The organism is Streptomyces sp. NPDC036764, from assembly GCF_055609385.1.
Genome location: NZ_JBVJPT010000012.1, coordinates 79,128 through 98,997 on the forward strand (window position 1 = coordinate 79,128; position 19,870 = coordinate 98,997).

Consider the following 19,870-nt stretch of genomic DNA (forward strand, 5'->3'; position numbering starts at 1 on the left):
TCGGATTTACACCAACCCGTTGACAAGTTATTCACCTACCGAGAACTCTGCATGACGTTATACAGCCGGGCAAGGGACATCTCATGATCCAGTTCGACGCGGTCCACAAGCGCTTCCCCAACGGCACGACAGCAGTCCACGATCTCTCCCTGGAGATGCCGGAGGGCGGTGTGACCGTCCTGGTCGGATCCTCCGGTTGCGGCAAGACGACCACGCTGCGGATGATCAACCGGATGGTGGAGCCGACCTCCGGCACCATCCAGGTCGGCGGCAAGGACGTCACCCGGCAGGACTCCGCCGAGCTGCGCCGCTCCATCGGGTACGTCATCCAGCAGGCGGGCCTGTTCCCGCACCGAACGGTGCTCGACAACATCGCCACCGTGCCGCTGCTGCTCGGCTGGAGCCGCCGCAAGGCACGCACCCGGGCGGCGGAGCTGCTGGAGATCGTCGGTCTCACGGCCGACTCCGGCAAGCGCTACCCGCACCAGCTCTCCGGCGGCCAGCAGCAGCGCGTCGGCGTGGCCCGCGCGCTCGCCGCCGACCCGCCGGTGCTGCTGATGGACGAGCCGTTCGGCGCGGTCGACCCCGTCGTGCGCGCCCAGCTCCAGGACGAACTGCTGCGACTCCAGAAGGAGTTGAGCAAGACCATCGTCTTCGTCACGCACGACGTCGACGAGGCCGTACGGCTCGGCGACCAGATCGCGATCTTCCGCACCGGCGGCCACCTGGTCCAGTGCGCCTCCCCCGCCGAGCTGCTCGCCCGCCCCGCCGACGACTTCGTGGCCGACTTCCTCGGCGCCGAGCGCGGTCTGAAGCTGCTGTCGCTGCGCACCCTCGCGGACGTCCCGCAGGGCCCGGCGCCACAGGGCGGCACCTGGAGCCTGGTGCTGGACGCGGCGAACAAGCCCCTGCACTGGGCGTCGAAGGACACCGAGATCCCCGTGCGGCCGCTGGGGGACGGCGACTCGCTCCTGTCGGCCCTCAACGAGTCCATCGCCTCGCCCACCGGCCTGATAGCCCGTGTCGACGCGGACGGCGTCCTGACCGGCGTCTCCTCCCGCGACGACATCCACGAGCACGCGGGCCAGGCACACACGGAAGCCAGGGTGACGGCATGAGCATCGACTGGTCGTGGATAGGCGACCACACCGACGACCTCACCACCCTGACGATCTCCCATCTCCAGGCCGCGCTCACGGCCGTCTTCCTCGGCGTCCTGATCTCGCTGCCGCTCGCGGTGATCGCCCACCGGATCCGCCCCCTGCGCGGCTTCCTGCTGGGCCTGTCGAACGTCCTGTTCACGATCCCGTCGATCGCGATCTTCGTGCTTCTGCTGCCGGTCTCCGGCCTGACCCGCACCACGACCGTGATCGGCCTGACGGTCTACACCCTGGTCGTCCTGCTGCGGAACACCGTCGAGGGCCTCGACTCGGTCCCCGTGAAGGTGAAGGAGGCCGCGAAGGCGATGGGCACGCGCCCCCTGCGCAGGCTCCTGACCGTCGAGTTCCCGCTCGCGCTGCCCGTGATCATGGCCGGCGTCCGGATCGCGACCGTCATGTCCATCTCCCTGGTCTCGGTCGCCACCTACATCGGCGACGGCGGCCTCGGCCAGCTCTTCACCGACGGCTTCCAGCGCAACTTCCCCACCCCGGTGATCGTCGGAGTGGTCCTCACCCTGCTGCTGGCGGTGGTCGCCGACGCGCTGCTGGTCGGCCTTCAGTACGTCCTGACCCCGTGGCGGAGGCGGCGAGCCTGACATGTACGAACTCTTCAAGAACCTCGGCGCGTGGCTGGTCGCAGGCGAGCAGTGGTCCGGCTCCGACGGCATCGCGCACCGCCTGGCCGAACACCTCCAGTACTCCCTGCTCGCCACGCTCATCGCGGCGGCGATCGGCCTCCCCCTCGGCCTGCTGATCGGCCACACCGGCAAGGGCGCCTTCGTCGCGATCAACCTCGCGTCCTTCGGGCGCGCCCTGCCGACCGTCGGCCTGGTCGTGCTGGTCTTCCTGGCCGGCGGGCTGTCCATGCTCCCGGTGTACGTGGCGCTGGTCGCCCTCGCGGTCCCGGCCATCGTCACCAACACCTACGCCGGGATGACGGCCGTCGACGCGGACGTGAAGGACGCGGCGCGCGGCCAGGGCATGCGCGGCCACCAGGTCCTGTTCCAGGTGGAGCTCCCGCTCGCCCTCCCGCTGATCATGACGGGCCTGCGCCTGGCACTAATCCAGGTCGTGGCGACGGCCACCATCGCCGCCTACGTCTCCTTCGGCGGCCTGGGCCGCTACGTCTTCGACGGCCTCGCCCAGCGCGACCTCGTCCAGGTGCTCGGCGGCGCGGTGCTGGTCGCCGTGGTCGCCGTGGTCCTCGACCTGGCCCTCTCCGGCCTCCAGCGCTTCCTCTTCCGCCACCGCACTGCCTAGGACTCCCGATGAACCGACGCACGCTCCTCGGCGGCCTCTTCGCAGCCGCCTCCGTCCCCGCCCTCGCCGCCTGCTCCAGCGGCATCACCTCCCTCGACGGCCAGGGCTCCGCCGGATCCGGCGGCGGCTCCAGCAAGGGCGGCATCACCATCGGCACCGCCAACTTCACCGAGAACCAGGTGCTCGGGTACCTGTACGCCGCCGTACTGGAAGCGGCCGGCGTCAAGGTCAGCGTCCGCCCCAACCTCGGCACCCGCGAGATCCTCATCCCCGCCCTCAAGGGCGGCGACATCGACCTGCTCCCCGAGTACCAGGGCGCCCTGCTGCACTACGTCGCCCCCAAGGCGACGGCGACGGAGGAGGGCGAGATGCAGAACGCGCTGACCATCGCCCTACCGAACGGCCTCCAGGTACTGCCGTACGGCATGGCCGAGGACTCGGACGCCTTCGTCGTCACCCGCGAGACGGCCCAGAAGTACGGCCTGACCTCGCTCGCCGACCTGAAGAAGCAGAACGGCAAGCTGGTCATCGGCGCGGCGCCCGAGGTGAAGAAGCGCGAGGTCGGCGCCGTGGGCCTCAAGGACGTCTACGGGGTGGAGTTCAAGGAGTTCAAGTCGCTGGACTCCTCCGGTCCGCTGGTCAAGGGCGCCCTGAAGAAGGGCGACGTGGACGTGGCCAACCTCTTCACCACCGACACCGACATCCAGGCCAACGGCTGGGTGGTGCTGACCGACCCCAAGAACCTCATCCCCGGCCAGCACGTCGTCCCCCTGATCGCCGACCGCAAGGCCGACTCCACGGTCCGCAAGGCCCTCGCCCGCCTCGGCAACGCCCTGACCACCGCCCAGCTCACCGAGCTGAACCGGCAGGTCGACAAGGACAAGAAGGACCCCGAGGACGTGGCGAACGCCTATGCGAAGGAGCACGGGCTGGTGAAGTGACGGCGCACCCCCTGACGAACAGGGGGGCTAACCCCAGTGCAGTCGTCGGCCCCGCTGCCTACCGTGGTTCGCATGACCGGAATGGACGCGCGGGACACCGAACTCAAGAAGGAACTCAACGCCTCGCTGCAGGCCCGCAGGGAGCTGGGTGAGGAGTACGAGTCCGCGCTGGTCGACTCGTTCATGGAGAAGGTCGACCAGCGCATCGACGGGGCGGTCGAGCGCCGTATGCGGCGGCAGATGGCCGAGCAGCAGATGGTGGTGGCCAGGGGCGCGCGGTCGCCGAGGCCGACGGACTCCTTCGGCGAGCGCTTCGGCTTCGGCATCGTCTCGCTGGTCCTGGCGATCCCGCTGTCCGCGATCGGCGCCGGCACCGCCCATCTGCCCGGCCTGCTGGTTAGCTGGATCGGCATCGTGGGCGTCAACGTCGTCCAGGCGGCCCGCACCAACCCCGGCCTGTTCCGGGGCTGGCGCCGCAAGCCGGCCAAGGACGGGGACCGCTGGGAGAACTGAGCCTCCCCGGCGGACCGGCGGGCTCACGCCTGCCGGGTGGGCATCGCCATGATCTGCCGCAGGTTCACATGCCGGGGCCGGCTCACCGCGTACGCCACCACATCGGCGAGTTCCTCGGCCGCCAGCGTGCCCACGGCCTCCAGCATGCCGTCGACCTGCCCCGACACCTCCGCGTTGTCGGTGTGCAGTCGCAGCTCGCTCTCCACGAACCCCGGCTCCACGTTGGTCACCCGCACATCACGCGGCCCGAACTCGGTGCGCAGGCACTGGGAGAGATGCGTGACGGCGGCCTTGGTCGCCCCGTACACCGCGTAGTTGGGGAAGGCGAGATGCGCGCCGACGGATGAGATGTTCACCAGGTCGGCGGTGCGGCCCTCGCCGGCCGCCGCCACCAGATCGCCGGTGAACGCCCGGATGACGCGCAGCACCCCGGTCACATTGGTGTCGATCATCCGCTGCCACTCGTCGAGCCGCCCCGCCTCAACGGGGTTGCCCAGCATGACACCGGCGTTGTTGACGACGAGGTCGACGGCCCCGTACGCCTCGTGGATCCGTTCCACGGCGGCCGCCACGGACGCGTCGTCGGTGACGTCCGCGACGACGGCCAGCGCGCTGCCGCCGCCCGCCGTGATCTTCGCGACGACCTCGTCCAGCCGCTGCTCGCGCCGCGCCAGCAGCACGACCCGCGCGCCCCGCTCGGCGAGCAGCACGGCGACGGCCTCGCCGATCCCGCTCGCTGCTCCGGTCACGACGGCGGTACGGCCGGTCAGGTTCTCGTACGACATGGGACTCCTCCTGGTGAGGGAGCCGCCGGGGCGTCTCCCCGGCGACTGGCGAACACCCCTCACCCTCGGCCGCCGCGCCCGCCCTACCCAGGGATGCGTTGTTCCTGTGTCTGGCAGTACCAGGCTCACGGCCCGGCGCGCGGCTACGCTCGAAGCCATGGACGGGGACCTGGGAGACTTCCTGCGCTCGCGCCGCGGCCGGATCCGGCCGCACGATCTGGGGCTGCCCTCGTACGGGCGGCGCCGTGTTCCGGGTCTGCGCCGCGAGGAGGTGGCGCAGCTCGCCGGGGTGAGCGTCGACTACTACGTCCGCCTCGAACAGGGCCGGGGGCAGCACGTCTCCGACGCCGTGCTGGACGCGATCGCGCGGGTCCTGCGGCTGGACGAGACGGAGCACGCCTATCTGCGCACGGTGGCCCGGCCCCGGCGCCGCGGCCCACGCCGCCCGGAGGCCGCACGCGTCCGCCCCGGCGTCCAGACGCTGCTGGACAGCATGGACCGCACACCGGCCTTCGTGATCGGCCCGCGCATGGACGTCCTCGCGTGGAACTCCCTGGCCGACGCGTTGAACGGCTACAGCGACACGGCCCCAGGAGAGCGCAACATCCCCCGGCACGTCTTCCTCGACCCGGCCGCCCACGACCTGTACCCGGACTGGCCCGGCATCGCCGCCCAGGCGGTCGCCCATCTGCGGCTGAACGCCGGCCACCGGCCCGACGACCCCGAACTGATCGCCCTCGTCGGCGAACTGTGCGACAGGAGCGAGGACTTCCGCCGCCTGTGGACGGACCACGACGTCCAGGCGTGCATGGCAGGCACCAAACGCATCGACCACCCGCTGGCGGGCCTGCTGTCCCTGCCCTTCGAAACCCTGACCGTCCCGACGAACCCGGACCAGACGGTGGTGGTGTACACACCGGAACGGGGCTCGGAGACGGCGGAGAGGCTGGCCATGCTGGGGAGTTGGGCCGCGGCGGAGCATCTGCGCACCGCCCGCTGAAGAAGCTCCGCCGCAACGGCGCGCAACCACGGCGGCGTTCCCCGGCGGTGCCGAACCGGCCTTGCCCGCCTGTCGGTCAAAAATAATGCGCGGGGACCGCCGCACCCCCGTTGCCGGGGGGCGGGACGACGGCGGTCCCCGCGAAGGACGCGAGCCGGGTCAGGGCCGGGCTTGCGCGTCCGTGGCGTCCATGGAGGTCCGGGAGCCGCTCCGGAGGTCCTTGGACGTTCGGCGCCGGCTCGGGCGGGGAGCCGCTCCCGCCCTGCCGACATCCACTAATGTGCCGGACCCGTGTTAAGCGGGTGCTGCGTGGACGTGACGCGCTCGTACCAGTTCCGCGACGCGGCGAGCGGCCCAGGTCACCGCAAGTTCGCCGCGGCCACGCCCCGTTCACCGCAGGTTCGCCGCTACTTCCCGCCCTTGGCCAGGAAGGCCAGCAGGTCCTGCCGGCTGACCACACCGGTCGGCTTGCCCTCGACCAGCACGATCGCCGCGTCCGCCGCGCCCAGCACGGACATCAGGTCGCCGACCGGCTCGCCCGAGCCGACCTGCGGCAGCGGGGCCGACATGTGCTTCTCCAGCGGGTCGTCGAGGGAGGCCCGCTTGGTGAACAGGGCATCCAGCAGCTCCCGCTCGACGACCGACCCGACGACCTCGGCCGCCATGACGTCCGGGTGGCCGGCGCCCGGCTTGACGATCGGCATCTGCGAGACGCCGTACTCGCGCAGCACCTCGATGGCCTCGCCGACCGTCTCGTCCGGGTGCATGTGGACGAGGGAGGGGATGGCGCCGTGCTCCTTGTCGTTGAGGACGTCGGCGACACGCGCGTTCGGACCCTCGTCCTCGAGGAAGCCGTAGTCGGCCATCCACTCGTCGTTGAAGATCTTGCTGAGGTAGCCGCGGCCGCTGTCGGGGAGCAGCACCACCACGACGTCGTCCGGGCCGAGCCGCTCGGCGACCCGCAGCGCGGCCACGACGGCCATGCCGCAGGAGCCGCCGACCAGCAGTCCCTCCTCCTTGGCCAGGCGGCGGGTCATCTGGAAGGAGTCCTTGTCGGACACGGGGACGATCTCGTCGGCGACGGTCCGGTCGTAGGCGGTCGGCCAGAAGTCCTCACCGACGCCCTCGACGAGGTACGGCCGCCCGGAACCGCCCGAGTACACCGAGCCCTCGGGGTCGGCGCCGACGACCTGCACCTTGCCGTCGCTGACGTCCTTCAGATAGCGGCCGGTGCCGGAGATGGTGCCGCCGGTGCCCACACCCGCCACGAAGTGGGTGATCTTCCCCGCGGTCTGCTCCCACAGCTCGGGGCCGGTGGAGTGGTAGTGGGAGAGCGGGTTGTTCGGGTTGGAGTACTGGTCCGGCTTCCAGGCACCCGGCGTCTCCCGCACGAGCCGGTCGGAGACGTTGTAGTAGGAGTCAGGGTGCTCGGGATCCACGGCGGTCGGGCAGACGACCACCTCGGCCCCGTAGGCCCGCAGCACGTTGATCTTGTCGGTGCTGACCTTGTCGGGGCACACGAAGATGCACTTGTACCCCTTCTGCTGAGCCACGATCGCGAGGCCGACGCCGGTGTTGCCGCTGGTCGGCTCGACGATGGTGCCGCCCGGCTTGAGCGCACCGCTCTCCTCGGCGGCCTCGATCATGCGCAGGGCGATGCGGTCCTTCACGGATCCGCCCGGGTTGAAGTACTCGACCTTGGCCAGGACGGTGGCCTGAATGCCCTTGGTCACGTTGTTGAGCCTCACCAGCGGGGTGTTGCCGACGAGACTGATCATCGAATCGTGGAAATGCACCGTTGTCTCCGGATGCTGCAAAAAGGGTGGTCGTAGTGGTTACGCCAGCCTAGGCCCTGTGGCCTGCGCGGGACCGGTGAAGGTCGTTCACGCGCCGTTGGGATTGGGCGACGGTCCGTGCGGGGCAAGCAGTTGATGTACGGCTATGAGGAGGTGGCGGCGACGCATGACGAGCATGTCTAGGGCGAGGGTGGCCCGGCGGATCGCGGCGGGCGCCGCGTACGGCGGAGGCGGCATCGGTCTGGCCGGCGCGGCGGCCGTGGGTCTGCTGCTCGCCGAGGTCCGGATGGCCAGGCGGCACGTGGGCAACGGGACGAGCAACCATGTGCCGAACGCCGACGGCCGGTACGGCCACCTCTACGCGACCCAGGGGGAACCGCCGCTGCGGCTGACGATGCTGGGTGACTCGACGGCCGCGGGCCAGGGCGTGCACCGCGCGGGCCAGACGCCGGGCGCGCTGCTGGCATCGGGTTTGGCGGCGGTGGCGGAGCGCCCGGTGGTCCTGCGCAATGTGGCCCTGCCGGGCGCCCGCTCGGACGACCTGGACCGCCAGGTGGCCCTGATCCTCGCCGACCCGGCCCTGACGCCCGACGTCTGCGTGATCATGATCGGTGCGAACGACGTCACCAACCGGATGCCTCCGACGCGCTCGGTGCGTCATCTCTCCTCGGCGGTACGGCGGCTGCGCACGGCCGGCGCGGAGGTGGTGGTCGGCACCTGTCCCGACCTGGGCACGATCGAGCCGGTACAGCAGCCCCTGCGCTGGCTGGCCCGGCGCGCATCCCGCCAGTTGGCGGCGGCGCAGACGATCGGCGCCATCGGGCAGGGCGGGCGCACGGTGTCGCTGGGCGACCTGCTGGGCCCGGAGTTCGAGGCGAACCCGCGCGAGCTCTTCGGCCCGGACAACTACCACCCCTCGGCGGAGGGCTACGCCACCGCGGCGATGGCGGTCCTGCCGACGGTCTGCGCCACGCTGGGGCTGTGGCCGGCGGAGGAGGAGCGTCCCGACGTCAGCCGCCGCGAGGGCTTCCTGCCGGTGGCCCGGGCAGCGGCCGAGGCCGCCTCGGAGGCGGGCACGGAGGTCACGGCCGCCATGCCGACGGGCCCCAAGGGCCCCTGGGCCCTCCTCAAGCGCCGCCGCCGTCGCCGCGTCCCGGAACCGGACCGCACCCCGGCAACCCCGTCCCCCTGACCCAAGGACCTTTCCTCGCCCCCGCCGCCCCTACCCGTCCCATCCTTCTGGGGCTCCGCCCCAGACCCCGCTCCTCAAACGCCGGAGGGGCTGCATTCTCAGCCCGTCCGGCGCTTGAGGACGAGGCACGTTCAGGGCCGAAGCGGGGGTCCGGGGGCGGTAGCCCCCGGGGACGGGACGGGTAGGGGCGGCGGGGGCGAGGAAAGCAAGCGCTTAGAAAATTGCGGCAAGGGTCACACCGCAACGCCCGTGACCTCGACCATACGTGCGGGTAACTTCCCTCACAGCCCTGCCCGACCCTCCGGTATGCCCATGGAGCCGTGATGCCCGAAGCCGTGATCGTCTCGACCGCCCGCTCGCCCATCGGCCGCGCCTTCAAGGGTTCCCTCAAGGACCTGCGCCCCGACGACCTCACCGCCACGATCATCCAGGCCGCACTCGCCAAGGTCCCCGAGCTCGACCCGCGCGACATCGACGACCTGATGCTCGGCTGCGGCCTCCCCGGCGGCGAGCAGGGCAACAACCTCGGCCGCATCGTCGCCGTGCAGATGGGCATGGACCACCTGCCGGGCTGCACCATCACCCGCTACTGCTCCTCGTCGCTGCAGACCTCCCGCATGGCCCTGCACGCCATCAAGGCCGGCGAGGGCGACGTCTTCATCTCGGCCGGCGTCGAGATGGTCTCCAGCTTCGCCAAGGGCAACTCCGACAGCCTCCCGGACACGCACAACCCGTTCTTCGCGGAGGCCGAGGCCCGCACCGCCGCGGTCGCCCAGCAGGAGGGCACGAGCTGGCACGACCCGCGCGAGGACGGCCTCGTGCCGGACGCCTACATCGCGATGGGCCAGACCGCCGAGAACCTGGCCCGGTCGAAGGGCGTCACCCGCCAGGACATGGACGAGTTCGGCGTCCGCTCGCAGAACCTCGCCGAGGAAGCCATCAAGAACGGCTTCTGGGAGCGCGAGATCACCCCGGTGACCCTGCCCGACGGCACAGTCGTCGCCAAGGACGACGGCCCGCGCGCCGGCGTCACCCTGGAGGGCGTCCAGGGTCTGAAGCCGGTCTTCCGCCCCGACGGCCTCGTCACCGCCGGCAACTGCTGCCCCCTCAATGACGGCGCCGCCGCGGTCGTGATCATGTCCGACACCAAGGCCCGCGAGCTCGGCCTCACCCCGCTCGCCCGCATCGTGTCCACCGGCGTCTCGGGTCTGTCCCCCGAGATCATGGGCCTCGGCCCGGTGGAGGCCAGCAACCAGGCCCTGCGCCGCGCCGGCCTCACCATCGACGACATCGACCTGGTCGAGATCAACGAGGCGTTCGCCGCGCAGGTGATCCCCTCCTACCGCGACCTGGGCATCGACCTCGACAAGCTGAACGTCAACGGCGGCGCCATCGCCGTCGGCCACCCCTTCGGCATGACCGGCGCCCGCATCACCGGCACGCTCATCAACTCCCTCCAGTTCCACGACAAGCAGTTCGGCCTGGAGACGATGTGCGTCGGCGGCGGCCAGGGCATGGCGATGGTCATCGAGCGCCTGAGCTGAACCAACGAGGCAGAGCCGCTGGGTAGTCGGCGGACGACCCAGCGTGAGCCTTCGGCCCAGAACCCGGGAAACTCCAAGGTTCTGGGCCGTTTTGTGATCCAATCTCCCCCAGGATGTGACCTATCTCCCTTCGCGGAGGGATTTACGCAGGTCAGAACAGTTTCAGCACCAAACCCCAGGCCCAAATCCCTGTCCGTTTCGTGACCTTACGCACTGACAGCGGGATAGTCCGCCCTTCAAGCTGATGTAGGAAGTCGGGGGTCGACTTTGAACCGGGAGTACGTCAGTGAGCGCCATGCCGATCGCTTTGCTGCTCACCACGGCCGCCACCGGCGCCGTGGGCGTCGCCGTCCTGCGCACCCTCATGGGGCTGCGCCGACAGGTCGCGGCCCTGCACACCGAGCTGGCACAGAACAACGCCGCCGCGGCCCGCGGACTCGTCCCGCCGGCCCGCGCCGCCGCCGACGCCGATGAGATACGCGCAGCCGTGGCCGAGGCGCTCGCCGAGGAACGCGAGCGGGAACTGGCCGAGGCGCGCGCCTTCTGGGCCGCCCAGGAGGCCCGTGACGCCTCCGACGCGCCCACCCTGCTGGGTCTGTCCGACAGCGAGCTCTTCCTGCCCCGCCAGGCCGACTTCGCGGGCCTGGAGCACCTGGAGCCGGTGATCGAGCCGACCGCCGAGCCCGACGAGTTCTCCGGGGAGTCCCCCGAACTGGCCGCGGCCCGCCGCCGTCACCCCTCCCACCCGGACTTCGTCCCGGCCTCGTCGCCGGTGGTGAACGACCATGAGCGCACGGTGGCCACCCTTGAGGACCTGGCCGCCTCCGCCACCGAACTGACCGACGTGCGCCCCGGCCCGCTGGGCACCCTCGACGTCTACGTCTTCGCCGACGGCACCACCCTGTGCATGACCCCGGGCCACCGCGAGACGGCGGAACGCCTGGCGGCGGCCCTGCGCGCGGGCCAGACGCCGGTACTGCTGGGCGGCTCGGGCATCTCGGGCGCGTACACGCTGACGTTCGCGTGCGGCGAGGAGAACGTCTACATCCTGGCCGACCGGGTCATAGCGTCCCTGTAGCTCCCGGGCACCGGGGCCTGCGACGCCCTCAGACCCCCGCTCTCTTCTGCGCCTCCTCGACCAGCCTCACCGCCTCCTCGACCTCCCCCTCGTCCGTGAGTACGAGGGCCAAGTCATGGACGGCGACGGTGACTTGGTCGGCCGCCGCGAACATCCCGGCATCAGGCATCTCCCGAGGCTCAACCCCGGGCGCCTCCAGAAGCTGCGCCCGACGGGCGAACTCCCTGGCCAGCGCCAGCGCCTCCGCGGCAGCGCTTCTCTGCAACCGACTCTGCGGTGCCGCCCGCAACCGGTCGGCGAAGTGATCTACGGCTCGGGTCAGACGCGTCGTATCAACCACGCCGTGAGCGTACGCGACTGTTGCCAACGGGCGAACGCTCAGGCACGGTGACCTGAAGGACCGGCTTACATCCCCTTTGCGTCCGGAGGCGCCGATGTCCCACGTCCTCTCCGAGGAGACCCACCGCAACATGCTCGCCCGCATCCCCCACTGCACCGGTCGTGAAGTCTCCGACTGGTTGCGCGCCGTCGAAGAAGGCCCGGCTCTCTTCAACTTCGAGGAGAAGGTGAGCTGGCTCCGGCACGAGCACAACCTCGCGTACGGCCACGCGAAGGCGATCATCCACGAGTACGACATGAGGAGGGCCGCGCGCAAACTGCTCTAGGCGCGCACACGGACAAGCCGAAGGGCCCCGGATGACGATCCGGGGCCCTTCGCTTACGCCTTTGCTGCGACCGCGGTAGATCAGTCGCTGCTGTTGAGGATCGAGATGAGCCTCAGGAACTCCATGTAGATCCACACCAGCGTCAGCGTGAGGCCGAAGGCCGCGAGCCAGGCCTCCTCGCGCGGCGCGCCGTAGGCGATGCCGTCCTCGACCTGCTTGAAGTCCAGGGCGAGGAAGCAGGCGCCGAGCAGGATGCCGATGACACCGAACAGGATGCCGAGCGGGCCGCTGCGGAAGCCGAGGCCGTCACCGCCGCCGAAGACCGCGAACAGCAGGTTGATCGCCATCAGGACGATGAAGCCGAGCGCGGCCGCCATCACGAAGCCGACGAAGCGGCGGTTGACGCGGATCCAGCCCGCCTTGTACGCCACCAGCACCGCGGCGAAGACCGCGAGCGTGCCGAGCACCGCCTGCATGGCGGCACCGCTGGCGATGCGGTTGTCGACGACGCTGGAGACCACGCCGAGGAACACGCCCTCGAACGCGGCGTACGCCAGGATCAGCGCGGGCGCTGCCTTGCGCTTGAAGGACTGGACGAGCGCCAGGACCATGCCGATCAGACCGGCGACGATCGCGATGCCGTAGGACCGGCTGATGTTCGCGTCGTCGACCGGCAGCGTCGCCCAGGCGAGCGCGGCCGTGACGATCAGGATGCCCAGCGTGGTGCCGGTGCGCATGAGGACGTCGTCCATCGTCATGCGGCCGGGGGTGACCGGGGCCTGCGGCGGTGCGCCCTGGAGGCCCTGCTGGGCGTAAGGGTTCTGCGCGTACGGGTTGCCGGCCTGCGGCTGGGCGTAAGGGTTGCCCTGCGTGCCGACAGCGGCGCCCCCGGCCTGCGGCGCGGTGTTGAAGCCCGCGTAGCCGTTGTCGCGGCTGAACCCCCGTCGCGAGAAGACCGGGTTGCTGCTCCTCATTTCACTCCTCCATGGCCGGCGTGCGCGGCCTTGGCTCAAGAGTAATAGGTAGGCAAAGGATTGACCCTAGTGCTTGGGGAGGATCTTTCCCTCGTCGTGCTGGCCAACACGCTACGCGGCCGGGTGATTCCCGGCCACGAAGGGGCCCATTCATGACCAACCTGCGACGTGGCCGGAACCGGTCGGAGATCACTCCCCCGGCCCGCGCCCACGCCACCCGCCCCCGTCACCCGAGCGGAAACCCGGTGTACGCCTCGGCGAGATCCGTCTCGGCCGCCGCCGACCCCGCGATCCGCTCCAGCCTCGCGAGCTGGAGCCGGTCCTCGAACGGCGTGGCCTCGGGGGCGCGGTGCAGCAGCGTCGTCATGTCGTAGGAGAACCGCTCGGCCTGCCACACGCGGCGCAGACACGTCTCGGAGTAGGCGTCGAGGAGTCCGGCCGAACCCGTGGCCCTCTCGTGCGTCAGCGCACGCGCGAAGGTGACGACGTCACCGATGGCCAGATTCAGTCCCTTCGCACCCGTGGGCGGCACGATGTGGGCCGCGTCACCGGCCAGGAAGAGGCGGCCGTGCCGCATGGGCTCATGGACGTAGGAGCGCATGGGCGTGACCGACTTCTGGGTGATGGGGCCGCGCTCCAGGCGCCAGTCGTCGGCGGTCTCGAAGCGGCGCTCCAGCTCCGCCCAGATCTCCTCGTCGCTCCACGCCTCGGCGTCCGTGCCCTCGGGTACCTGGAGGTAGAGGCGGGAGACGGACGGGGAGCGCATCGACAGCAGCGCGAAGCCGCGGTCGTGGCGGGCGTAGACCAACTCGTCGTGGGAGGGGGCGACGTCGGCGAGGATGCCGAGCCAGCCGAAGGGGTACGTCCGCTCGAAGACCCGGACCAGCTCGGCCGGGATGGCCTTGCGGGCCACGCCCCAGAAGCCGTCGCAGCCGACGACGTAGTCGCATTCGAGGACGTCCTCGACGCCGTCGCGCCTGAAGCGCACGCGCGGGCCGTCGGTGTCCGCACCCTCCACCGCCAGCGCCTCCGCCTCGAACAGCAGCGGACCGCCCTCCTTCAACTGGAGGGCGATGAGGTCCTTGCAGACCTCCGTCTGGGCGTAGACCATCACCGACCGGCCGCCGGTGAGGGCGGGGAAGTCGACGCGATGGCGTTTGCGGTCGTAGCGCAGCTCGATGCCGTCGTGCGGCAGGCCCTCGCGGTCCATCCGCTCCCCGGCGCCGGCCGCGCGCAGCACGTCCACCGTGCCCTGCTCCAGGATTCCGGCGCGCTGGCGGTGCTCGACGTAGGCCCGGTCGCGGCTCTCCAGGACGACCGAGTCGATGCCGGCGTTGTGGAGCAGCCGCGCGAGGAGGAGGCCGGCGGGGCCCGCTCCGATGATGCCGACGGTGGTGCGCATCGGTCGCTTCCCTTCGCCTGATTCACGTTCGCGTGGTGAAAGTTTATTCACCGCTTCCTGACGCGAGTCTCCGGCCGCACGCGCCCGCTGTCAACGGTTGTGCGGGAACTCCTGAACCGGGGTCAACTCTTGAAGGAAGGGAGAAGCTCGGAAGTGCCCAGAGCCGGACTTGAACCGGCACGCCCGCGAAGGGGCAGCGAGGTTTAAGCTCGCCGTGTCTGCATTCCACCATCTGGGCAGGCCATGGGCTCCGCATCGAGATCCCGAGCCTATCGGGATACATCCCCCGAACAGCGGACGGGCGGACCGATGTTGTCTTATTTTATTGACGTCTGAGGGTGCATCAGCCCACGGAACACGCCATCCGCACTTGCCAATAGCCTTCCCTGCGGCGCTCGGCGGCGCATACGGAATGACGGAATTTCACCGTCCAAACAAGGACGCTCCACCTGTTCCCGACGCGAACAGGTGTCAGGGGTCCCCGTCATCCTCAGGTATGACACAGCGGCCTGCGGTCCATCCGCAGTCTGCCTTCGGAACCAGAACAGGGACGGACTACACGGCGCCGCACGGCCGGGACGATGGATACGTCCTTCGAACACACCGCCGTCCCCTCAGGAGCGTTCTTCTCGTGACCACCGCACCCATCGCCGACCGGGCCACGACCGTGGCCGCGCGGGCCACGGATCTGTCGAAGATCTACGGACAGGGCGAGACCCAGGTGGTCGCCCTGGACCGGGTCTCCGTCGACTTCCGGCAGGCCGAGTTCACCGCGATCATGGGCCCCTCCGGCTCCGGCAAGTCCACGCTGATGCACTGTGTGGCCGGTCTGGACACCTTCTCCTCCGGTTCGGTGCGCATCGGCGACACCGAGCTCGGCTCCCTGAAGGACAAGCAGCTCACCAAGTTGCGCCGGGACAAGATCGGCTTCATCTTCCAGGCGTTCAACCTGCTGCCCACGCTGACCGCGCTGGAGAACATCACCCTCCCGATGGACATCGCGGGCCGCAAGCCGGACAAGCAGTGGGTGGACTCGGTGATCCGGATGGTCGGTCTCGCCGACCGGCTGAGCCACCGTCCCGCCCAGCTCTCCGGCGGCCAGCAGCAGCGCGTCGCGGTGGCCCGCGCCCTCGCCTCCAGGCCCGAGATCATCTTCGGTGACGAGCCGACCGGAAACCTGGACTCGCGCTCGGGCGCCGAGGTGCTGGGCTTCCTTCGCAACTCCGTACGGGAGTTGGGGCAGACGGTCGTGATGGTGACCCACGACCCGGTGGCCGCGGCGTACGCGGACCGCGTGGTGTTCCTGGCCGACGGACGCATCGTCGACGAGATGTTCCGGCCGACCGCGGACAACGTGCTCGACTTCATGAAGCAGTTCGACGCGAAGGGCCGCACAAGCTGATGTTCCGCACCGCCCTGCGCAACGTACTCGCGCACAAGGCCCGGCTGTTGATGACCGTGCTCGCCGTCATGCTCGGCGTCGCGTTCGTATCCGGCACCCTGGTCTTCGCCGACACCCTCTCCAACGCCTTCCGCAACCAGTCGGCGAAGAGCTACGACGACGTCGCCGTCTCCGTCACCTCGCACGCCGACCCGGACAACCCCGAGGAAGAGCCCGGCCTCTCCGGGAAGACCCTCGACAAGATCTCCGCCGTGGACGGCGTCGCCGGCGCCTACGGCCGCGTCGAGGGCTTCGCCGGGGTCGCCGACCCCGACGGCAAGCTCATCGGCGTCGGCTGGTCCAACAAGGGCTCCAACTTCGCCCCCGGCAAGGACGGCAAGGACAGCGCCTACACGTTCACCGACGGCTCCGGCCCGGTGAAGGACGATCAGATCGCCCTGGACAAGGAGTCCGCCACCAAGGGCGGGTACCAGGTCGGCGACCGGGTGCGTGTCGCGACCAACGGCCCGGTGAAGGAGTACACCCTCAGCGGTGTGTTCACCACCGAGGACGGCGCCGTGAACGCCGGCGGCAGCCTCGTCCTCTTCGACGCCGCGGTCGCCCAGAAGCAGTACCTCAAGCCGGGCTACTTCGAGAGCGTCACCGTCACCGCCGCCCCCGGCGCCGACGACGCGAAGATCCTGGCCGCGGTCAAGCCGCTGCTGCCGGACACCGCCGAGGCCCAGACCGGCCAGGCGCTCGCGGACGAGCAGGCCGAGCAGATCGAACAGGGCATGGGCAACCTCAAGCAGGTACTGCTCGGCTTCGCGGGCATCGCGCTGTTCGTCGGGATCTTCCTGATCTCCAACACCTTCACGATGCTGGTCGCCCAGCGCACCAAGGAGATCGCCCTGATGCGCGCCGTCGGTGCGTCGCGCAAGCAGATCACCCGCTCGGTGCTCGCCGAGGCCGCGGTGGTGGGCTTCGTCGCCTCGGTGATCGGCTTCGTCCTCGGCATCGGCCTCGCGGTCGGTCTGCGCTCCGGCATGGCCGCGTTCGACATGAAGATCCCGGACGGTCCGCTGATCCTGTCCGCCACGCCGGTCATCGCGGCGATCGCGGTCGGTGTGCTGATCACGACGTTCGCCGCCTGGCTGCCCGGCCGCCGGGCCGCGAAGATCCCGCCGGTCGCGGCCATGAACAGCGTCCACGCGGCGGCCACCACCAAGTCGATGGTGGTGCGCAACTCCATCGGCACGGCCATCACCGGCCTCGGCGCGGCCGGGATCGTGCTGGGCGCCTCGACCGGCGGTGACGACGGCCGGATGTACATCGGGGCGGGCGCGTTCTTCGCGCTGATCGGCGTGATCATCCTGATCCCGCTGCTGTCCCGGCCCGTGATCGCGCTCGTCCGTCCGCTGCTCGTCGGCCCCTTCGGGGTGGCCGGCAAGCTGGCCGGCCTGAACGCGGTCCGCAATCCGCGCCGTACCGGGGCTACCGCCTCCGCGCTGGCGATCGGGCTGACGCTGGTGACCGGCCTGTCGGTGCTCGGCATCACGGTCGGCACGGCCATCGACAAGATGACCACGGACAACATCAAGGCCGACTACATGGTCTCGATGGCGAACGGCGGCGACCTCGACCAGTCCGCGCTGACGGCGCTGGAGAAGGCCAAGGGCGTCTCCGCGGTCTCGCCCCAGCAGGACGCCTACCTCCAGGTCGGTGACGACTACGTGTCCGCCTCCGCGGTCACCCCGGGCGACATCCAGCGGGTCCTGAACGTCGACGTCGTCAGCGGCAACGTCGACTCGCTCGCCAAGGGCCAGATCGCGGTCGCCGAGAAGACGGCCAAGAGCAAGGGCTGGAAGCCCGGCGACAGCATCCCCTTCACCTTCGCCGACGAGAAGAAGGCCACGCTGACGGTCGGCGCGGTCTACAAGGACAGCGAGTTCCTCTCGCCCGTCCTCGTCGACACCAAGGTGGTGAACGCGCACGAGGCCAAGCCGTACATCCGGCAGATCTTCGTGAAGGTCGACGGCGGCCAGTCCGCCGCGAACGAGAAGGTCCTCATCGACGCGCTGGGCGACAACCCCGCGATCACCGTCATGGACCGCCAGGACATCCGCAACGAGTTCGGCGGCGCCATCAACACCCTGCTGAACATCATGTACGGCCTGCTGGCGATGGCCCTGATCATCGCGGTGCTGGGCGTCGTCAACACCCTCGCGATGTCGGTGTTCGAGCGGCAGCAGGAGATCGGCATGCTGCGGGCGATCGGTCTCGACCGGCGCCGCGTGAAGCGGATGGTCCGCCTCGAGGCCGTGGTCATCTCGGTGTTCGGCGCGGTGGTCGGCATCGGTCTCGGCTCCTTCCTCGGCTGGGCGATCGGCGAGACCGTCGCGGACCAGATCCCGGGCTACGAGCTGGTCCTGCCCTGGGACCGGATCGGGATCTTCCTGGTGCTGGCCGGTCTGGTGGGCGTCCTGGCCGCGATGTGGCCGGCCCGCAACGCCGCGCGGCTGAACATGCTGAACGCGATCAAGGCCGAGTAACGCCTCGACGCGCCGAAGGGCCGGGCTTCCCCACCACGGGGACCCGGCCCTTCGGCTTGCGTCCGGCTCAACGGCGCTCGGCTTCACTCCACCTGCGGGCGCGCAGCGCCATCGCGGAGTCACCGGATTCGGGGGTTCGCACCGCCAGCACCTGGTTGACGCCGATGCGGTTGCGCTCGAAGGCCAGCGCGCACGCGGCCATGTACAGCCGCCACACGCGGGCGCGTCCGATGCTGGTGAGCTTGACCGCCCGCGCCCAGTCGGCCTCCAGATTGGCCACCCAGCGGCGCAGCGTCAGGGCGTAGTGCTCCCGGATCGACTCGACGTCGCGCACCTCGAAACCGGCGCGTTCGAGCTGGGCGATGGTGACTCCGACGGGCTGGAGCTCACCGTCGGGGAACACATAGGCGTCGATGAACTCGTCGACCTCGTACGCCGATTCGTCGCGCTGCGGCCGCCGGGCGATCTGGTGGTTGAGCAGCCGCCCGCCGGGCTTCAGCAGCCGGTGCAGCACATCGGCGTACTCCAGATACCGCTCGGCGCCGACGTGCTCGGCCATGCCGACGGAGGAGATGGCGTCGTACGGCCCGTCGTCGACCTCCCGGTAGTCCTGGACGCGGATCTCCACCTTGTCGGTGAGGCCCTCGTCGGCGACGCGCTTGCGGGCGTAGGCGGCCTGCTCCTGGGAGAGGGTGATGCCGACGACCCTCACGCCGTACTCGCGGGCGGCGTGCACGGCCATGGAGCCCCAGCCGCAGCCGACGTCGAGCAGCCGCATGCCGGGTTTCAGGCCGAGTTTGCGGCAGATGAGGTCGAGCTTGTCGTGCTGGGCGGTCTCCAGGGTGCTGTCCGGGGCGGGCCAGTAGGCGCAGGAGTACACCATGGACGGGCCGAGGACGATCTCGTAGAAGTCGTTGCCGACGTCGTAGTGGTGGCTGATGGCGCGTCTGTCGGTGCGCTTGGTGTGCAGATGGCCCGGCCGGCGCACCTCCTCGGGCGGCGGCGCGGGCGGCAGCGGCACTCCACCGAGCCTGACGAGCCCGCGGACGGCGGCGCGCACCTCGGGGTCCCGAAGCGCCTGAGCCAGGCTCCGGGCGTCGTCGTCCCGCTCCCACACGAACCCCGCGAGCAGATCGAGGGCGGTGTAGAGATCCCCCTCGATCTCCAGGTCCCCGGCTACCCAGGCCCGGGCGAGCCCCAGCTCACCGGGCTTGAACAACAGCCGCCGCACGGCGCGGCGGTTGCGTACGACGAGGGTCGGCGCGCCCGGCGGACCCGCCTGCGAACCGTCCCAGGCGCGGATGCGCACCGGGAGTGGAACCCCCAGCAACTGTTCGAGAAGGCCCTTCAGCCGCGCCGCGGCGTCTGCCATGGCACACACCTCCGTGATAACGGATCCCGGAATGTCCGACACCACGTAAACACCTGCGGGGCCCGTTGACAGTCCCCCACGCGCGTTACGGCTGGGCAAAACAGGTGCAGGAGCCACCCGGTCGGCCCGCGCGACGGCCGTGCCCCGGAACGCCGAAGGACCTCCCGCACCACGGATGGCGGGAGGTCCTTCGGTTGGTTCAACGGCCTCGGGAGGCCGGCGGTTCAGCGACCTCGGGAGGCCGGCCGGAAGGGG

At 70.2% G+C, this 19,870-nt stretch carries 18 protein-coding genes and 1 tRNA gene; 12 read left to right on the top strand and 7 right to left on the bottom strand.

What is annotated here, in order from left to right; translation table 11 throughout:
* Positions 1 to 83: 83 nt before the first annotated feature.
* The 5 genes from ACZ69Q_RS33205 to ACZ69Q_RS33225 all read left to right on the top strand — a co-directional run bounded on the left by ACZ69Q_RS33205 (position 84) and on the right by ACZ69Q_RS33225 (position 3,874).
* Complete coding sequence (locus tag ACZ69Q_RS33205; RefSeq protein WP_471049118.1) at positions 84 to 1,118, top strand: ABC transporter ATP-binding protein; 1,035 nt, start codon at positions 84 to 86, stop codon at positions 1,116 to 1,118.
* Positions 1,115 to 1,756 carry an ABC transporter permease gene (locus tag ACZ69Q_RS33210; RefSeq protein ID WP_471049121.1) on the top strand — a complete coding sequence of 214 codons (642 nt, stop codon included), beginning with the start codon at positions 1,115 to 1,117 and terminating at the stop codon, positions 1,754 to 1,756. The genes ACZ69Q_RS33205 and ACZ69Q_RS33210 overlap by 4 nt, the downstream gene beginning before the upstream one ends.
* Before the next feature lies 1 nt (position 1,757).
* Entirely contained in the window at positions 1,758 to 2,420 is a 663-nt protein-coding gene (locus ACZ69Q_RS33215; RefSeq protein ID WP_471049124.1) for an ABC transporter permease, read from the top strand.
* A gap of 8 nt (positions 2,421 to 2,428) precedes the next feature.
* Positions 2,429 to 3,361, top strand: coding sequence for an ABC transporter substrate-binding protein (locus ACZ69Q_RS33220; protein ID WP_471049127.1), 933 nt, complete (start codon positions 2,429 to 2,431; stop codon positions 3,359 to 3,361).
* Between the two features lie 81 nt (positions 3,362 to 3,442).
* Entirely contained in the window at positions 3,443 to 3,874 is a 432-nt protein-coding gene (locus tag ACZ69Q_RS33225; protein WP_471049675.1) for a hypothetical protein, read from the top strand.
* Between the two features lie 23 nt (positions 3,875 to 3,897).
* Here the strand turns inward: ACZ69Q_RS33225 and ACZ69Q_RS33230 are convergent, their stop codons facing one another.
* Positions 3,898 to 4,659: an SDR family oxidoreductase gene (locus ACZ69Q_RS33230; protein WP_471049129.1), complete on the bottom strand. Its 762-nt coding sequence runs from the start codon at positions 4,657 to 4,659 to the stop codon at positions 3,898 to 3,900.
* A gap of 157 nt (positions 4,660 to 4,816) precedes the next feature.
* On the opposite strand from ACZ69Q_RS33230, the gene ACZ69Q_RS33235 reads away from it, so the two are divergent.
* On the top strand, positions 4,817 to 5,659 hold the full coding sequence (locus tag ACZ69Q_RS33235) for a helix-turn-helix transcriptional regulator (protein ID WP_471049132.1): 843 nt from the start codon (positions 4,817 to 4,819) through the stop codon (positions 5,657 to 5,659).
* A gap of 407 nt (positions 5,660 to 6,066) precedes the next feature.
* On the opposite strand, the gene ACZ69Q_RS33240 is transcribed toward ACZ69Q_RS33235, so the two are convergent.
* Positions 6,067 to 7,455, bottom strand: coding sequence for a cystathionine beta-synthase (locus ACZ69Q_RS33240; protein WP_471049134.1), 1,389 nt, complete (start codon positions 7,453 to 7,455; stop codon positions 6,067 to 6,069).
* Positions 7,456 to 7,621: 166 nt separating this feature from the next.
* Between ACZ69Q_RS33240 and ACZ69Q_RS33245 the strand changes: the two genes are divergently transcribed.
* The 3 genes from ACZ69Q_RS33245 (at position 7,622) to ACZ69Q_RS33255 (ending at position 11,269) form a co-directional block, all read left to right on the top strand.
* A complete protein-coding gene (locus ACZ69Q_RS33245; protein ID WP_471049137.1) occupies positions 7,622 to 8,647 on the top strand; it encodes an SGNH/GDSL hydrolase family protein in 1,026 nt (341 codons plus the stop codon).
* Between the two features lie 323 nt (positions 8,648 to 8,970).
* Positions 8,971 to 10,191 carry an acetyl-CoA C-acetyltransferase gene (locus ACZ69Q_RS33250; RefSeq protein WP_471049139.1) on the top strand — a complete coding sequence of 407 codons (1,221 nt, stop codon included), beginning with the start codon at positions 8,971 to 8,973 and terminating at the stop codon, positions 10,189 to 10,191.
* A 295-nt stretch (positions 10,192 to 10,486) separates the two neighbouring features.
* Entirely contained in the window at positions 10,487 to 11,269 is a 783-nt protein-coding gene (locus tag ACZ69Q_RS33255; RefSeq protein WP_471049141.1) for a hypothetical protein, read from the top strand.
* A gap of 28 nt (positions 11,270 to 11,297) precedes the next feature.
* Here ACZ69Q_RS33255 and ACZ69Q_RS33260 read toward each other — a convergent pair whose 3' ends face one another.
* Positions 11,298 to 11,609, bottom strand: coding sequence for a hypothetical protein (locus tag ACZ69Q_RS33260; protein ID WP_471049144.1), 312 nt, complete (start codon positions 11,607 to 11,609; stop codon positions 11,298 to 11,300).
* Positions 11,610 to 11,703: 94 nt separating this feature from the next.
* Here ACZ69Q_RS33260 and ACZ69Q_RS33265 point away from each other — a divergent pair, with 94 nt between their 5' ends.
* On the top strand, positions 11,704 to 11,934 hold the full coding sequence (locus ACZ69Q_RS33265) for a DUF4287 domain-containing protein (protein WP_383413203.1): 231 nt from the start codon (positions 11,704 to 11,706) through the stop codon (positions 11,932 to 11,934).
* 80 nt (positions 11,935 to 12,014) lie between these two features.
* Here ACZ69Q_RS33265 and ACZ69Q_RS33270 read toward each other — a convergent pair whose 3' ends face one another.
* The 3 genes from ACZ69Q_RS33270 to ACZ69Q_RS33280 all read right to left on the bottom strand — a co-directional run bounded on the left by ACZ69Q_RS33270 (position 12,015) and on the right by ACZ69Q_RS33280 (position 14,548).
* Positions 12,015 to 12,908, bottom strand: coding sequence for a Bax inhibitor-1/YccA family protein (locus tag ACZ69Q_RS33270; protein WP_471049148.1), 894 nt, complete (start codon positions 12,906 to 12,908; stop codon positions 12,015 to 12,017).
* Between the two features lie 226 nt (positions 12,909 to 13,134).
* Positions 13,135 to 14,310 carry a 4-hydroxybenzoate 3-monooxygenase gene (locus ACZ69Q_RS33275; RefSeq protein ID WP_471049151.1) on the bottom strand — a complete coding sequence of 392 codons (1,176 nt, stop codon included), beginning with the start codon at positions 14,308 to 14,310 and terminating at the stop codon, positions 13,135 to 13,137.
* Positions 14,311 to 14,464: 154 nt separating this feature from the next.
* Positions 14,465 to 14,548, bottom strand: a tRNA-Leu gene (locus ACZ69Q_RS33280).
* Between the two features lie 393 nt (positions 14,549 to 14,941).
* On the opposite strand from ACZ69Q_RS33280, the gene ACZ69Q_RS33285 reads away from it, so the two are divergent.
* Positions 14,942 to 15,712, top strand: coding sequence for an ABC transporter ATP-binding protein (locus ACZ69Q_RS33285; RefSeq protein ID WP_471049154.1), 771 nt, complete (start codon positions 14,942 to 14,944; stop codon positions 15,710 to 15,712).
* Positions 15,712 to 18,243: an ABC transporter permease gene (locus tag ACZ69Q_RS33290; protein ID WP_471049156.1), complete on the top strand. Its 2,532-nt coding sequence runs from the start codon at positions 15,712 to 15,714 to the stop codon at positions 18,241 to 18,243. The genes ACZ69Q_RS33285 and ACZ69Q_RS33290 overlap by 1 nt, the downstream gene beginning before the upstream one ends.
* A gap of 67 nt (positions 18,244 to 18,310) precedes the next feature.
* On the opposite strand, the gene ACZ69Q_RS33295 is transcribed toward ACZ69Q_RS33290, so the two are convergent.
* Entirely contained in the window at positions 18,311 to 19,615 is a 1,305-nt protein-coding gene (locus ACZ69Q_RS33295; protein ID WP_471049159.1) for a class I SAM-dependent methyltransferase, read from the bottom strand.
* Positions 19,616 to 19,870: the final 255 nt, after the last annotated feature.

What these genes read in the sequence shown, in the direction of transcription:
- ACZ69Q_RS33205 (WP_471049118.1), top strand. Translation starts at nt 84, where the DNA reads ATGATCCAGTTCGACGCGGTCCACAAGCGCTTCCCCAACGGCACGACA.
- ACZ69Q_RS33210 (WP_471049121.1), top strand. Translation starts at nt 1,115, where the DNA reads ATGAGCATCGACTGGTCGTGGATAGGCGACCACACCGACGACCTCACC.
- ACZ69Q_RS33215 (WP_471049124.1), top strand. Translation starts at nt 1,758, where the DNA reads ATGTACGAACTCTTCAAGAACCTCGGCGCGTGGCTGGTCGCAGGCGAG.
- ACZ69Q_RS33220 (WP_471049127.1), top strand. Translation starts at nt 2,429, where the DNA reads ATGAACCGACGCACGCTCCTCGGCGGCCTCTTCGCAGCCGCCTCCGTC.
- ACZ69Q_RS33225 (WP_471049675.1), top strand. Translation starts at nt 3,443, where the DNA reads ATGGACGCGCGGGACACCGAACTCAAGAAGGAACTCAACGCCTCGCTG.
- ACZ69Q_RS33230 (WP_471049129.1), bottom strand. Translation starts at nt 4,659, where the DNA reads ATGTCGTACGAGAACCTGACCGGCCGTACCGCCGTCGTGACCGGAGCA.
- ACZ69Q_RS33235 (WP_471049132.1), top strand. Translation starts at nt 4,817, where the DNA reads ATGGACGGGGACCTGGGAGACTTCCTGCGCTCGCGCCGCGGCCGGATC.
- ACZ69Q_RS33245 (WP_471049137.1), top strand. Translation starts at nt 7,622, where the DNA reads ATGACGAGCATGTCTAGGGCGAGGGTGGCCCGGCGGATCGCGGCGGGC.
- ACZ69Q_RS33250 (WP_471049139.1), top strand. Translation starts at nt 8,971, where the DNA reads ATGCCCGAAGCCGTGATCGTCTCGACCGCCCGCTCGCCCATCGGCCGC.
- ACZ69Q_RS33255 (WP_471049141.1), top strand. Translation starts at nt 10,487, where the DNA reads ATGCCGATCGCTTTGCTGCTCACCACGGCCGCCACCGGCGCCGTGGGC.
- ACZ69Q_RS33265 (WP_383413203.1), top strand. Translation starts at nt 11,704, where the DNA reads ATGTCCCACGTCCTCTCCGAGGAGACCCACCGCAACATGCTCGCCCGC.
- ACZ69Q_RS33270 (WP_471049148.1), bottom strand. Translation starts at nt 12,908, where the DNA reads ATGAGGAGCAGCAACCCGGTCTTCTCGCGACGGGGGTTCAGCCGCGAC.
- ACZ69Q_RS33275 (WP_471049151.1), bottom strand. Translation starts at nt 14,310, where the DNA reads ATGCGCACCACCGTCGGCATCATCGGAGCGGGCCCCGCCGGCCTCCTC.
- ACZ69Q_RS33290 (WP_471049156.1), top strand. Translation starts at nt 15,712, where the DNA reads ATGTTCCGCACCGCCCTGCGCAACGTACTCGCGCACAAGGCCCGGCTG.
- ACZ69Q_RS33295 (WP_471049159.1), bottom strand. Translation starts at nt 19,615, where the DNA reads ATGGCAGACGCCGCGGCGCGGCTGAAGGGCCTTCTCGAACAGTTGCTG.